Raw genomic sequence first — 14,828 nt, forward strand, 5'->3', positions numbered from 1 at the left:
CAGTTAATTAATCAATGATTTGAAAGAGGTTTATATTAGAAAACATTGAAATTAGAGCAATATACACTGATGAAATCAATAGTGCTCAAATATAATTACGGTTGTTAAACTGAAGGAAAGTTTGACTAAGATAACATTTACCTTGCTTCTGCTATCATGTAGAAGGTATCTTTGCCTCGAATTCATGTTTTGGCTGTTTAAATGTCCGATTTTATTTACTGCCCACCTACTGATCCCTGGCTCGACATCATCTATCAAGATAAAGATATTTTGGTCGTAAATAAACCTTCAGGACTCCTTTCTGTACCAGGTCGAGCGCCTGAACATAGAGATAGCGTCTATAGTCGTGTCTTAGACGAGCACCCCAATGCCCAAATAGTTCACAGATTAGACATGGCGACATCGGGTGTGATCGTTGTCGCACTTAGGAGAAATGCTGAAAAAGAGTTAAAGAGGCAGTTCAGAGAACGAGAAACCAAGAAGACATATTATGCACGAGTTGCGGGGTATATAAAGGAACAGAAAGGCAGTGTAGGTCTGCCCTTAATCTGTGACTGGCCCAACCGACCTAAACAAAAAGTAGATCATGAAATTGGCAAGCCATCTTTAACTCATTTTGAAGTAATCAGCTACGCTAGACACTCAACTTTAGTCAAATTAACCCCAATAACGGGTCGTTCTCATCAATTGAGAGTACATATGATGGCCATAGGCCACCCTATACTCGGTGATAACTTCTATGCTGATCCTTTAGCTAAGCGCTTAGCAAGTCGCTTACTACTGCACGCACAAGAGCTCACTATCAAACAGCCATATTCAAGTAAAGAGCTTACTTTTAACTGCGAAGTACCTTTTATGACTGCTGAAAATAACCAGTAGAGGTTTAAGGTTTAAGCAGCGAATACGGGGGCCTCCCCCCTATCTTATGAGTTTCACATCACATACTTCTCTTACAGTGGCATATGACAACCAGACTTACTTTTTATCCATTGTCACTCGTTACCAACCTCTATATTTACTGATTTGATATCAACCACACCTTATTAATAGAATTTCATCATAATTAAAGGTAAGTTATTCATCATTAGTTATTACTTTAAGAATTTCATTATGGAAACATCATTTCAACGAGACCAACTCGATAATCAAATTTTATCTGCATTGATGAAAGAAGCTAGAACGCCATTTGCAGAGCTGGCTAAACGTTTCAACGTCAGCGCAGGTACCATTCACGTTCGCGTCGAAAAGATGAAACAAGCAGGGATCATCACAGGCGCCCAGATAACTGTAAATCCTAAAGCTCTTGGCTACGATGTCTGCTGCTTTATTGGTATCAACTTAAAGAGTGCTGGTGATTACCCCGCTGCGATATCTAAGTTAAACGAACTAGAAGAGGTGGTAGAAGCCTATTACACCACAGGAAATTACAGCGTTTTTGTAAAGGTTATGTGCCAATCCATCGACGGATTACAGCATGTGCTCATTAATCGCATTCAATCCATAGATGAAATTCAATCAACCGAAACATTAATTAGCTTACAAAATCCCATCACAAGGGCTGTTAAACCATAAAGTAATAGCCTTGATCTTCTTCAATTACTGATGTCATTCGTATTCTAGGATTCAACACTGACAATACTTAATCATGTCTCAGATAAGTCATCAAAGTTTCGGCACTTTTAAGGGAATGCACTCAAAACAAAAAAGGCTAACTTTCGTTAGCCTTTTTATTTCTAGGAAAAAATTATGACTTTATTTTACGACGAACCCAAGCTAAGGGAAGCAAGAGTAGAGTCATCCATCCCATTGTGCCTCCATCACCTCGTTTTGGCGTGTCAGTAATCGAGATAGCAGCAGAAGTTGTATTAGTATTTTCATTGCTGTCCGTTACGGTCAGTTCAAATGATAATATAACCCCCTGACTATCAACTTCTGGAGAGTTAAACATAAAGGATTTAGATGACTCATCAAACTCCACAGGTAATCCACCAGTTTGAATCCAACGATATGTTAGTTCATCTCCGTTTCCATCATATGAAGCAGAAGCATCTAGAGTAATACTTTGAGTATCTGTAACCCTACTAGGAGCATCAATAACAGCAACTGGCGCAACTTCCATTACACCAAATTTAACGGTTTCTTCAACCAGATCACCATCCAGTTCATTAGACAGTTTAACCGCATAAGCATCACCAGCCTTAGTCGGAATGAAATCAAAACCAACTGATAAACTCTCACCAGAAGAAGCAGCCTGAGTTACAGTCCAAGCAATCGTATTTCCTTCCTGGACACCATCATTAGAAATATTTTCAACTTTATGACCCGCTGAAATTTGGGCTGTGAAAGAATACTCTTTGTCCTTATCAGTGAAGTTTGGCTCAACATCAAAGCTAATTCGAGTAGACTCACCTGCAACCATAGCTTCTGAAAGATTAGTGATATGTGTTACATCATTCTTACGAGTAATACTGTAAGGCAGTTGCATCAAGAAACTCTTATCATCGGTTTCCAAAGCAAGAATACCCGTAGAGCTAACCTTAGTATCCCAATTAAAAGTTAAACTAAACTCTCCTTCTGCTTCATCGACAGATACCGATACATCAGAACTCAGTGACTCTTCATTAAAGATGACCGAAGTAACAGCAACAGTTACATTATCTGAACCATCAGGAGCGGATGCTTTGTAACCATCGACAACCACATAGTAATCACCTGCAGGTAAATCAGTAAATGCTACAGACTCATTTGAGTCAGGACCAGCACTACTGCCTATTTTTACATATGATGCATCTAAAATCCGAAGGTCAACATCAGGTGCGGTTTCAGAAGAAATAGAGAAAATGATATTTGCTGCATTCTTATCGAGTGAAACAGCTGTAAAGTCGTAACCATCTTCAGGTACAGATAACACTTTTGGATTAATCAAATCAGTAGACTTGTCGTAAACACCAGCTGTGATATTTGAAAGCTCACTCGATACAAACCCACTATATGTAACACTGCCTTCCGCACGACCTGCTGTAATAAATATATTTTCAGGTAAGTTGTGACCACTTGCTTTAACAGCTACAGGTAACTTAGCTTCGGGAATCCCTTCAGCTTCCAGCTTAATGTTAGCAAAGTTCCAGCCTTCGCTAGCAGAAGAAATATTGGCAGTTACAGTCAACTCTATAGAGTCTCCCGCTTCTAATTCAAACGCTTCAGGGGTTACAGTCAATACTAAACCATCAGTTACACCTAATGTACTAGCAGTCCAAGAGCCATCTTTTGTCGCTTTAACGGTACGTGTCCAAGTACACTTATCAACACACTTAGCATTTGCCATAGTTGGTAAGTTTATCTCAGAAGGTTGTCCACCTAGGCTAGGATCAGCTTTAACATAGCCTACGTAAGTCTCATCCATCACTAAGCCGGCTTTGGCAGCAGCCTCAACATCGGCATAACCAGACCCCATATCGAAGAAATCAGATGGTGTAGTACCATCATCTTTAAAGGTCTCTTGATTTGCAGTCATCATCAAAGCAGATTGCACTTCAGCTGGAGTCCACTCAGGGTGAACGCTAGCTAGTAATGTTAGAGCACCAGCTATATGTGGACTCGCCATAGATGTCCCGCTTAAAAACCCAAAATCACTTGGATCTGGGCTCTCTTTGAAACTATCAGACTGACTATTGGCATAAGCTGCGAAAATACTCACACCAGGAGCTGCAATCGATGGTGCAATTACATCAGGAACAGATTTGTTGGGGCCACGTGATGTAAATTCTGCCGCAATACGAGCCAATTTGTCATCTTGAACCACTTCAGTTCCAGTGATATTAGCCGTGTGACTTTCACCACTTGCCAGCCAAGTACGTAGCTCATCCCCTTTATCTGCATCGATATGAATTGCTGGTAGTACATGGGCATCGGCAACGACACTTGTCGCTCCACCCTGTACATTAGCAAGCGCTAACGCAGAAGCTCCGCCAGCGAGGACATGACGACCCTTATCTACACGTGCAATTGCACCTCGATCACATACAACTATTGTGTTTTCTGCAAATGTGTCTGATGGAAATGGCTGTAAACACTGAGCAGGATCGTTATCAGGATCATTAGTATTTACAAAATCACCAGCATATACAATAGAGCCAGAGAAAGCTCCAGTCATTGCTTTACCCGCAAGATCTTTAGGTACAGCAGTATCACCACCAGTGAAACCACCTACTGTTTTTTCTGAAAAATCTCGATCATGAGTATAGGCAGCAACAGTAGTTAGCCAGGGAGCATCACCTGGTGAACCAACAGTCTCAGGCCCTGGGCCGGAGTTACCAGCGGAAGTAGCAACATGGATCCCCGCTTTACGAGCAGATAAAAATGCTAGAGCATCTGCATCGTTCCAAGGATTACTGGAACCGCCACCAATAGAATAGTTTAGAGCATCAACACCGTTTTCAATTGCATGCTCAACCGCCAGAACTGTTAATGAAGGTAAACATCCAGCGAAACCGACTTCATCATCTTCACCCGGAAGACATACTTGGTATGAAACAATATTTGCGTGTGGTGCGACACCCGACATTGATTCAAATAAAACGCCAGTTTCTCCACCGTCAACATTTAGTACGCCGGTATTAATTAAGACATTACCGGCAGTGGTACCAGCAGTGTGGGATCCATGCCCATTATGATCTTCGCCATTTGCAGGAACATCAATATCATAATCTAAATAGCCATCTGTTACTGCAGGCCAGCTATGTACACCAATTAACTTGTCATTACAAAGTTCAGGGAAATCACCCGCACAATCTCCTGAATACACCCCCTGACCCCAAGGATTAGTGTGATCGTATTCATCACCACCAACATCAGCAAATGAAGGATGATCGGTATTGATACCGGTATCTATGATACCAACCACCATTCCTTCACCTTTACTTTCGGTGCCAGTCGCTTCCCCACTCCACACTGATGGAGCCTTGATGATTGCTGGACCAGAATCAGTCATAGGCTTACGTAAAACTTCTCTCTGAACGTGAGCAATGCCAGCTACACCAGCCAGCTTAGCTGCTTGAGATTGAGTCATTTCGATAACCATGCCATTGTAGGCTAAAGTCGTTCTCTGCTTTACATTCAGCTCGCCTAATAGTGCAGTTCCTTTCCTTATTACACTATCTTGACGTGAAGTAATGAATGAGCGGTATGACTTAACATTCTTACTATTTACGTCTAGTTTTCTACTTTTACCTTTTACCACATCAGAAGAAGTAGCGTGATAACCCTCTATTCCACCTTGATAAAGCGCGACAGGACTTTCAATTAAGCGAACAAAATATCTATATGTACCGTCGCCTAAGTTTGCCTCAGGAGTAAATACCGCATTGTTTCTAACCACTTGATTATTTGAATATGACTTAGAATCAACTACAGAAATTAGAGCTCGAGCTTCTGCAGGTTTAGACAATGTAACGCTGTAATTATTTTCAGAATGCGTAATGCTAGCATTTGCAGACATGGCGAGTAGCGCAGTAGATACTGCAATTGCGATTTTGGTTTTCACTTATCAATTCCTTAATACTTTATAGTATTTTTGTTTTATCCAACTTTGTTGTAGCCCCCCTTTAATAGAATAAAGGTTGAGTAAAATGGCAATCCTTAGCACATTTGACCGAGACTTACGATTTTTTAACACATAACAAACAAAGCGGCAAACAAAGAATCGATACCAAGCAAACATTTAAACATTCGCCCTCATATTATCGTACATAAAATGTTACAAACGGGCTTTAATTATACTAAATAGTCCAATTATCGGGTTGAAAACGAATTTTAAATAACTTATACGAATTAACAACCCAAGTAGTTAACATAGAAGGAGCAACCTAGATCCAGTCACGCAACAAGTGGGAGGCGGATAATGAGCAAGCAAGGAGCAAGTTGAACTCAATATACAAACAGATGGGAAACGTATTACAAAAAGAAACTGACCTGCCTAAGAAATCTCAAACACCTTGGTCATCACCTTATAAAGCTCAGTGCCTTGATAAACCGATGCCGAGGCAAAGTGCAGGATAGGTACACAATCTTTATTTATACTGAGTGGGGTTATGGTCTTATCGGTTCCATAAAGGTCGAGTCTCAGAATATTCGCTAATGGTTCTCCCTGTTTCAAAGGCTCACCGATTTCAGCCAGATACTCGACCATGCCGCCGAGAGGCGAATGATACTTCTTATAGTCTTGCAGATAACAGGCATATCTTTTCATCCTAGCAGGAACAATCTTCTGTTCGATGACGCCACGCTCACTCAGATAAGCCAAGATACCTTTAGCATCGACTAGGGCATCTTCGAGATTTATCTTCTCTTGAGAACCAAGCTCTAAGGTAAAGGCTGAGACTGGTACCTTCAAATCCCTCCCCGCTAATTTCATATGCTCGGTGAGCTGCCACCAGGGGCAGAAGATAGATTCATCCATGGCGCCACCAAAATCATTGGGAATGAACAAGGTATAAGGGATGGAGAAGAAAGATGCCGCCTTAGCATCGTATTCAGGACAATAGAGATGTTTACAAGACTTAGGCCCAGTATGGAGATCTAACACAATATCAGCTTGATGCGCCATCACTTGCAAATTGACCGCCTGCTGGTGTCCGGTAGTGATGCCCCATTCGCTGTTTAAGCGTTGATAACAGGCTTCAATCAACATGGCCCTGTATTGAGCGATCAAGTCAGCATCACTAAGAGCATCATGAGCCTTATACCAAGCTGCCACATCCACTTTATGATCTAGGTATTCTCTATTCCAATTCACACCTGTGATAGGATCGAAACGGCCCAGGGTGAACTCGCCACTTTTTTGATTAATCCCCAGCGGGTTGGCCAGAGGCACGAGTGTGATGTCGCCACATATGCTGTATTGCTCCAGCAATTTCATCAGCTGATAGATAACCGCATTGCCCTGCACCTCGGCGCCATGTACATTCGCCTGAATATAGACGCTAGGCCCCGTAGCGCTTTCGCACTCATAGCTAAATATGGGTATGGTGAGATCTTGGCCTGTGGCCAATTCACCTATCTTCAATGATGATTGGGTAAAACTCATATTCAATCCTTCACATCCTAGCCTCTCGATTCTAAAACCGAGAGCTTAAGACTTTTATCACTCAAACAAATTCTGGTGCAGCGCCCTGACCACCTGCGCAGCTTCCGACTCGGCGACTAAAACACACAAGTTGTGCGGGCTAGCACCCTGGCAAATCATACGCACGTTATGGGGTTCCAGCACTTCAAAAACACGGCGGCATACACCCGGAGTGGAAGCGATCTTATTGCCAACTATGGCTACCAGCGCCAGGCCTTCTTCGACTCGAACTCGGCAATGTTGCGATAACTCTTGCAACAGAGACTCACTGAGTAGGCCATTTCCAGCAGAGTCGGATCCCGTCTTATCTAAGGTCAGTGATACATTTACCTCAGAGGTTGTGATCAAGTCGACACTGATCTTATGTCTGGCTAAAGTTGCAAAAGTTTCGGCCAGAAAACCTTGGGCGTGGAGCATCTGCAGGCTATGCAGATTGAGTAATGTTTGATCCCGGCGAACAGTAACCGCTCGATAAACCGGAGCATCTTCAACTTGGTGGCGGATCCAGGTGCCACCTCGCTCTGGCTCTCGGCTAGAACCGACAAAGACTTGAATTTTTTGTCTGACAGCAGGAAGAATGGTGGCAGGATGAAGCACCTTAGCACCAAATGTTGCCATCTCGGCGGCTTCATTGAAGCTAATCTCCGCAATAGGGCTGGCTTTAGGTGCGATGCGAGGGTCAGTGGTATAAATGCCGGCCACATCGGTCCAGATCTCAACGGCGGTCGCTTTCAAGGCCTCGGCTAACAAGGCGGCAGAGTAATCACTCCCCCCACGGCCCAGAGTCGTCGTAGCTCCAGCATCATCGGCGCCAATAAAGCCCTGAGTCACTATGCGCTGCGATGATAACAGTGGAGCTAAATACTCTGCTGCTAACAGAGATATTGTCTCTATTTGTGGTTCGGCTCTACCAAAATGACTATCAGTGCGCATCACCTGACGCACATCGAATGCACTGGCCGCCTCCCCTTTCTCCCTTAGCACTGCGGCAAACAAAGCCGATGAACATTGCTCACCTTGAGCAAGCAGCTCATCTATCCTTGCCTTATTTCTATTTTTACTCAACTCTTCACTCAAAACAGAGATACGACTCAACACGGTATCTAGTCTTGCGGCAACCTCTTGTGGGCTACCAAGGGAATCTAAGATTTGATATTGAATGTGGGCTATCTGTTTAATGAGCTGCATTCTTCGCTCTTCACCTATCTGCTCTTGGGTCAGCTCCACCAGCAAGTTGGTGACACCACTCGAAGCACTTACCACCACAACACGGGTATTAGGATTAGCGAGAATTATATCGGCACAGCGACTCATGGCGGCATAATCGGCCACAGAGGTACCGCCAAATTTTGCGACAATAAGTGACATTACACAGCCTCCGCAGAATGCAGACACAGATAAGATTCATTTGAAAATAGATAAGGATATAAAACAAACATGATTACACTCCGAACTGACTTCGTTCGAAGAGCCTGGTGCAAAGATTACGCACCCCAGAGACGGGAAACAGCGATCACCACCAGAAGCTCTCCACCAATAAACAGGTGACAATCTAAGGGATTCAACCCTTTCGACCGACATAGAGTAATTCCAAATACTCGATATCTCGGCGCTAATCTCCCTCATAAGTCATCTGCAGAGTTTGGACTCTTTAGACTTACTACCTAGTTAACGCTCCTCTTCTGTACCTCACGCTCAGTCGACATTAATCAAAAAGAGAACAAGGAAAGAGAAAATTATCAAATTTTGGCTGACCAAGCAATGGAAAACCTCAACTATTGCTGAAAAAATTAGCAAATCTATGCTTATAGAATAGAGATGTATGAAATTTGAGAGTAGAAAGCTAAGTCATCTCGAACGAGATCGAACAGACAATATGACTTTAACAACTCAATTTATTCGACAATCACAGGGAAGTTAGTTCTCGATTTAAGCTAATAATCCAAATCTGGCAGCTCACTCACTAAGCTAACCCGCTTAGAGAAGTCGCCGATGATGAGCTCTTTTTGATGCTCAGTTTGAGAGAACAGACAGGGAACTAAGGCTAACTGGTTATTATCAACGAAATAGATAGCATTTTGCTTAAATTTCAATCCCAGATGCGCCGCGCTGAGCTTATCGATAGCGACTGCCCAGCTTTTTTCCATATGAGTGCGATCACGAGAAGCCCCCACAACGGCACGATAGGGTCTGTTAAATTTCTCTATCGCGAGCAGTAGTTGCCTATCTAAGAGTCGATTTTGACAAGAGGTGAGGATCTGACCCTTAGGGTTATGGGCCGTGATAATTGCAAAAGATAACTGAGAAGATAACGTTTGGGTAAACAGAAATTCAGTTTCTTGATAGTACTGCCACAATCGCTTATTTGACTCTATCATCTTGACCATATCCCTCAATTTGATTGAAATTATTATAGCAAATTTAGTATATCTTCATAGAGGCGTGATGTAGATCACTAAAAGTAATTTTTCAAGACACTTAAATATCAATAGGTTAACAATAAAAGTGTGACACAGATCAAATCCACAAGGAAATTTGTTAACATTTCATTTGTTAACAATTGCCTAAAACGAGTACAATAGATCCAGTCGGTTGGTTCTGCATCATTTATTAGTATGATGCATTTGGTTAAAAGTGGAACTGGCATAGAACTTAAAGCCAACCAGATTTCTGTATAAAATGCGACCAGTGCTTAGTTTCGCATTTAAACTTCATAAATATTTATTAATGTAGGGAACTAACCCTACTATTGTTTATCGAAGTGAATACAGTTCGCGTTCCCATTTATTGAGATACGCATACTTTACTAATCAAAGAAGTGTGTTGCTGTTTCAGCCAATTTGAAAGCACCTATCGTAGATCAGTAAGCGTCAGCATGACAAGATCGAGCGTATTTAGCACTGATAACACACGCTCATGGTTAGAATAGATTTGAACACATTAGGTAAATTAATATGCAAAACCCGCACATTCTGATTGTTGAAGATGAAGCCGTTACCCGTAACACGCTAAGAAGTATTTTTGAAGCTGAAGGATATGTGGTAACTGAAGCCAATGATGGCGCAGAGATGCATAAAGCCATGCAGGAAAATAAGATCAACTTGGTTGTTATGGATATCAACCTTCCTGGCAAAAACGGTCTTCTGTTAGCACGTGAACTTCGTGAAATAAACAATATCGGTCTAATCTTCCTAACGGGCCGAGATAATGAAGTTGACAAAATATTAGGGCTTGAAATTGGTGCAGATGATTACATCACTAAGCCATTCAACCCACGTGAACTGACTATTCGTGCTCGCAACCTATTGACTCGCGTCAATAGCACAGGTGCAGAAGCCGAAGATAAGAACAGTGTTGAGTTCTACCGTTTCAACGGTTGGAGCCTTGAAATCAACAGCCGTTCTTTGGTTAGCCCACAAGGTGAACCATACAAGCTGCCACGTAGTGAATTCCGCGCTATGCTGCACTTTGTTGAGAACCCAGGTAAGATCCTTAGCCGTGCCGACCTTCTAATGAAGATGACAGGCCGCGAGCTTAAGCCACATGACCGTACCGTTGACGTAACGATTCGTCGTATCCGTAAGCATTTCGAAAGCTTGCCAGATACGCCAGAAATCATCGCCACGATTCACGGTGAAGGTTATCGTTTCTGCGGTAACTTAGAAGAAGCATAAAGCTAACGCTTTATACTTGTTCAATAAAAACCAGCCCAAGGGCTGGTTTTTTTATATATGGACTTCCTATAACTGAAAAGTTATCCCCGCTGGCCACGGACGACCAAAGAGGGGGGGTTATGTCTGGAACAGAGCGGTAAGCTGTAAGTTCCAAGACAGGGCTAAGAAAGCTTCGAGTTTTAAGCTATAAGGCCCAAGACAGAGCTAAGAAAGCTGTAAGCCTCGATACAGCGCTGGAATCCTTCAAGCCTCAGCTCTTACTTACCACTTACCGCTCTTAGATTCTAGCTCGAGCCTTATTTCGACTCTGTATTTCAACGCTTTATTTTAATTCTCTCTCAAGAAAATCGGCCAGTGAGCGATACAAATGCGTTCTCACTTTTTCGCCGCGCATCGAGTGCTTTGACCCCGGATAGTCTATCATCTGAAATAGCTTACCCTCATCCTGTAACGCCTTATACACTTTGGTACTGTTCTCAAAAAGTACATTGTCATCGGCCATGCCGTGATACATCAGCAAGCCAGATTGATAGCCTTTCACATATGGCAGTACACTGCTGGCCTCATAGCCTTCGGCATTCTGTTGCGGATGGCCCAGATAACGCTCGGTGTAATGGGTGTCATATAGGGCCCAGTCAGTCACTGGTGCACCTGAGATGGCAGCCTTAAAGTAATCCGGCGCCTTAAACAAACCCATCAAGGCCATATAGCCACCGTAGCTATGGCCGTACAAGGCTATGTTATCACCATCAACAAAGGGAAGTGTACGCAGGTAATCGACGCCAGCTTTCTGGTCGTTAACTTCCGCTTCGCCTAAGTGCTGATAAATCACATGCTCAAATTGAGTCCCTCGGTGCGCCGAACCTCGGTTATCGAGTTGGAACACGATATAACCTTGCTGGAGTAAATACTGAGTGAAGTAATCGTGCTCGCTCCAACTGTTGACAACTAACTGGGCATGGGGGCCACCGTAAACTCGAACAACCACAGGATACTGCTTGTCGGCGCTAAAATTAGTCGGTTTAAACAGACGATATTGCAGCGCTTGGCCATCTTCTGCTTTAGCCTGACCAAACTCAGGTAACTGCCACAATCCGAAGAAGGGATAGAGAGGGTGACTCTTATTCACCTCGTTCTCTTCTACCCAAGCGAGTTGCTGACCCTTATCACCATGTAGGCTAATCTGCGGCGGTTGTGACAAGCTGCTAAAATAGTCCAGATAAACGGCTTCATTCTCGGCAAACACTGGAGAGTGCATACCGCTTCGCTGACTGATATTCTCGACGTCGCCACCGTTTAAAGGCACGCGATAAAGATGTTTTTCGGTAACCAGAGTTTTACGGCCGGTAAAGTAGATCCATCCCGTTTTCTCATCCACCAGCTCGACTTCATCGACGGTCCAGTCTCCCGATGTCAGCTGCTTTTTCACCTTGCCATCCAGTCCTATCAGATACAGGTGATTGAAACCATCACGCTCCGAGGCCCAAATGAAGCTCTCTTGCTGCTTTAAGAAATGCAGATCATTATTTAGATTCACCCAGGCATCACTGCGCTCTTCGACTAAAACCCTAGATTTATCGATCTGAGCAAGGGATACCACTCTGAGATCTAAGGTTTGCTGATCTCGGCTCTGCCATTGATAGGATAATCGCTTACTATCCGGCAACCAGTTAACTCTGGGCAAATAAATATCTTGCTCTTTACCAAGATCGACCCAGCTTTTCTTCTGGTCGGCGAGTGTCACCACGACTAATTTAATCGTGACATTATTCTTACCCGCATAGGGATATCTTTGCTCGGTTAACTTGATACCATCAGCATAGATCTCATTACGAGTCACCAACTCAACGCCAGACTCATCGATACGGGTATAGGCAATGGCCGACTCATCCGGTGACCACCAATAGCCAGTCATGCGGTCCATCTCTTCTTGCGCGACGAACTCGGCCATGGCATTTTTTATCGCCCCGCCACCATCAGTACTCATGGCGGTTAGCTTGCTGGTTTTCAGCTCTAACACGAACAGATTTTGATCTCGTACAAAAGAGACATAATTTCCCTTAGGAGATAAACGAGCATCGGTGACAAAGCCTTCACCCGTAGGTAGCAAGTTTACTTCGGCATCATCAACCGAGAAATAGTAAAGCACGCCAGAGGCTGGAATGAGCATGGCCTGGCTATCATCAGACCAGAAATACTCCATGATCCCCTGACCATATATGCGTTGGCGCTCTCGCCTTGCCTTCTCTTCATCAGAAAGCTCACCTATGGTGAGCTTATCCGCATCGAGTAGTATCGACTGCTTACCACTGGCTACATCCATCTGCCACAAGTCATAAAAATACTGATCGTCTTTACGTCCCGCAAGATAGGTCACTCTTTTACCGTCGGGTGAAAGCTTAAGCCCCCTGGGACTAGTGCCTGCCAATGCGGGGGAAGCGTATAATCTTTCGATACTCAGAAGCGTAGCGCCTCCCTCGAGTGAGTGCTCTTTTTCTGCATTAGTCGTACTAGTGACTGTCGAGCAAGCTGTATTTGATAAAATCATAGGCACCGCCAATAGCACTGAGGTCATCCATTTTATTGTCATTATTATGTCCTGGATCTAAATGTAATTACCGCATGCCGACTAATGAGATTGGTATCATTAACAAACGACATAAATATCGCTGACATTGTGCACTAAAGTCAGCAAAAACTGAAACACACTGCCCAAGTTATAATTTGCCGCTATCCTACGCTGAAAAAAAGTTCAATCTCAGGTATGATCGCGCCAAATAAGAACACTCACATTAGACCCGATCTCAAACTCGAGCTCAGCTCGACTTGTATAGGAAATAACATGCAGACTTTGGCCCAAAACCTGACATCACAAGGCATCAATGCCTCTTTGACTCAGCTTATTCACACCTTAGCGAACACCTCTAAAGAGATCAGTCATGCCGTCCGTCACGGAGCTCTTGCCGGCGTACTCGGCACCACAGAGCAGGAAAATGTTCAGGGTGAAACCCAAAAGAAGCTAGATGTGATTACTAACGATATGCTCAAAGATGCGCTGGATAAAGACGATACAGTCCGTGGCCTGGCATCAGAAGAGGAAGACTTTATCGTCGAGGTAGGCGCTAAGGGTGACTACCTGGTCTGTTTCGATCCATTGGATGGCTCATCGAATATCGACATTAACTCATTAGTGGGTACTATCTTCTCGATTCTACCCGCCCCTAAAGGCGAACTAACAGAAAAAAGCTTCTTGCAAGCGGGTCGCAAGCAAGTCGCTGCGGGTTATGTCTTATATGGTCCTTCGACTATGTTGGCTCTCACCACAGGTAAAGGTGTGCAGTTATTTACCTTAAACCCGGAAACTAACGAATACCTGTTAACGACAGAAGCCATGTCTATCAGTAAAGACACGGCTGAGTTTGCCATCAACATGTCTAACCAGCGTTTCTGGGAAGCTCCAATGCAAACCTATATTGCCGATCTCTTGCTTGGCACCATAGGTCCGAGAGAGAAAGCCTTCAACATGCGCTGGATAGCTGCCATGGTCGGCGATGTGCATCGTGTACTGTCACGCGGTGGCATCTTCACTTACCCTACCGACAACAAGAACCCTGAGAAGCCATACAAGCTTAGATTGATGTATGAAGCAAACCCTATGGCATTCTTAGTCGAGCAAGCGGGCGGCAAGGCCTCTACCGGCTATGAAACCATCATGGATATCGAGCCAGGTGAAATTCACCAGCGCGTAGCCGTTATCTTAGGCTCAGCTAACGAAGTCGATACTTGCCTTGAGTATCATGAAGTCGATTACAGTGAAGAGCCAGAGGTTTAAGAAAAGGTTCTAGCAACATATTAAAAGTCGCTTTAGCGGCTTTTTTTATGAGCTTTTTATATAAGATTGGGTTTATTTCGCTAAAGGTGAGATAAAAAATACCACTACCTTATCGGGTAGCGGTATTTGGGTGACGGGAAAACTGTGGGGTCTAATCAGTTTGCCCCTTGCTAAAATACAAGCTCATATAAAGAGTCTT

The 14,828-nt window shown here is 43.6% G+C and carries 9 protein-coding genes and 1 riboswitch; of the genes, 4 read left to right on the plus strand and 5 right to left on the minus strand.

All coding sequences use genetic code 11. The features are described from left to right. Positions 1-201 precede the first annotated feature (201 nt). On the plus strand, positions 202-879 hold the full coding sequence (gene rluA / locus FS373_RS13795) for a bifunctional tRNA pseudouridine(32) synthase/23S rRNA pseudouridine(746) synthase RluA (RefSeq protein WP_144048005.1): 678 nt from the start codon (positions 202-204) through the stop codon (positions 877-879). Positions 880-1,110: 231 nt separating this feature from the next. Continuing rightward, entirely contained in the window at positions 1,111-1,572 is a 462-nt protein-coding gene (asnC, locus tag FS373_RS13800) for a transcriptional regulator AsnC (RefSeq protein WP_077754866.1), read from the plus strand. Positions 1,573-1,744: 172 nt separating this feature from the next. On the opposite strand, the gene FS373_RS13805 is transcribed toward asnC, so the two are convergent. The 4 genes from FS373_RS13805 to FS373_RS13820 form a co-directional block, all read right to left on the minus strand. Continuing rightward, the gene (locus FS373_RS13805; protein WP_322619500.1) at positions 1,745-5,542 is read right to left on the minus strand and encodes a S8 family serine peptidase; all 3,798 of its coding nucleotides are present in this window, start codon (positions 5,540-5,542) and stop codon (positions 1,745-1,747) included. A 432-nt stretch (positions 5,543-5,974) separates the two neighbouring features. Further along, positions 5,975-7,084 carry a succinylglutamate desuccinylase/aspartoacylase family protein gene (locus FS373_RS13810; RefSeq protein ID WP_152829640.1) on the minus strand — a complete coding sequence of 370 codons (1,110 nt, stop codon included), beginning with the start codon at positions 7,082-7,084 and terminating at the stop codon, positions 5,975-5,977. A 57-nt stretch (positions 7,085-7,141) separates the two neighbouring features. Then, a complete protein-coding gene (lysC, locus tag FS373_RS13815) occupies positions 7,142-8,491 on the minus strand; it encodes a lysine-sensitive aspartokinase 3 (protein WP_152829641.1) in 1,350 nt (449 codons plus the stop codon). 147 nt (positions 8,492-8,638) lie between these two features. Beyond that, a riboswitch (Lysine riboswitch) is annotated at positions 8,639-8,813 on the minus strand. A 244-nt stretch (positions 8,814-9,057) separates the two neighbouring features. Beyond that, the gene (locus tag FS373_RS13820) at positions 9,058-9,501 is read right to left on the minus strand and encodes a DUF3293 domain-containing protein (RefSeq protein ID WP_144048007.1); all 444 of its coding nucleotides are present in this window, start codon (positions 9,499-9,501) and stop codon (positions 9,058-9,060) included. Between the two features lie 576 nt (positions 9,502-10,077). Between FS373_RS13820 and arcA the strand changes: the two genes are divergently transcribed. After that, positions 10,078-10,797, plus strand: coding sequence for a two-component system response regulator ArcA (gene arcA / locus FS373_RS13825; protein ID WP_144048008.1), 720 nt, complete (start codon positions 10,078-10,080; stop codon positions 10,795-10,797). Between the two features lie 322 nt (positions 10,798-11,119). Here the strand turns inward: arcA and FS373_RS13830 are convergent, their stop codons facing one another. Further along, positions 11,120-13,372, minus strand: a complete 2,253-nt coding sequence (locus FS373_RS13830; RefSeq protein WP_416221764.1) for a DPP IV N-terminal domain-containing protein — start codon at positions 13,370-13,372, stop codon at positions 11,120-11,122. Between the two features lie 267 nt (positions 13,373-13,639). On the opposite strand from FS373_RS13830, the gene FS373_RS13835 reads away from it, so the two are divergent. Further along, positions 13,640-14,629 carry a class 1 fructose-bisphosphatase gene (locus tag FS373_RS13835; protein WP_144048009.1) on the plus strand — a complete coding sequence of 330 codons (990 nt, stop codon included), beginning with the start codon at positions 13,640-13,642 and terminating at the stop codon, positions 14,627-14,629. The last annotated feature ends 199 nt before the right edge of the window (positions 14,630-14,828 follow it).

It is taken from the genome of Shewanella sp. YLB-07 (assembly GCF_009377275.1).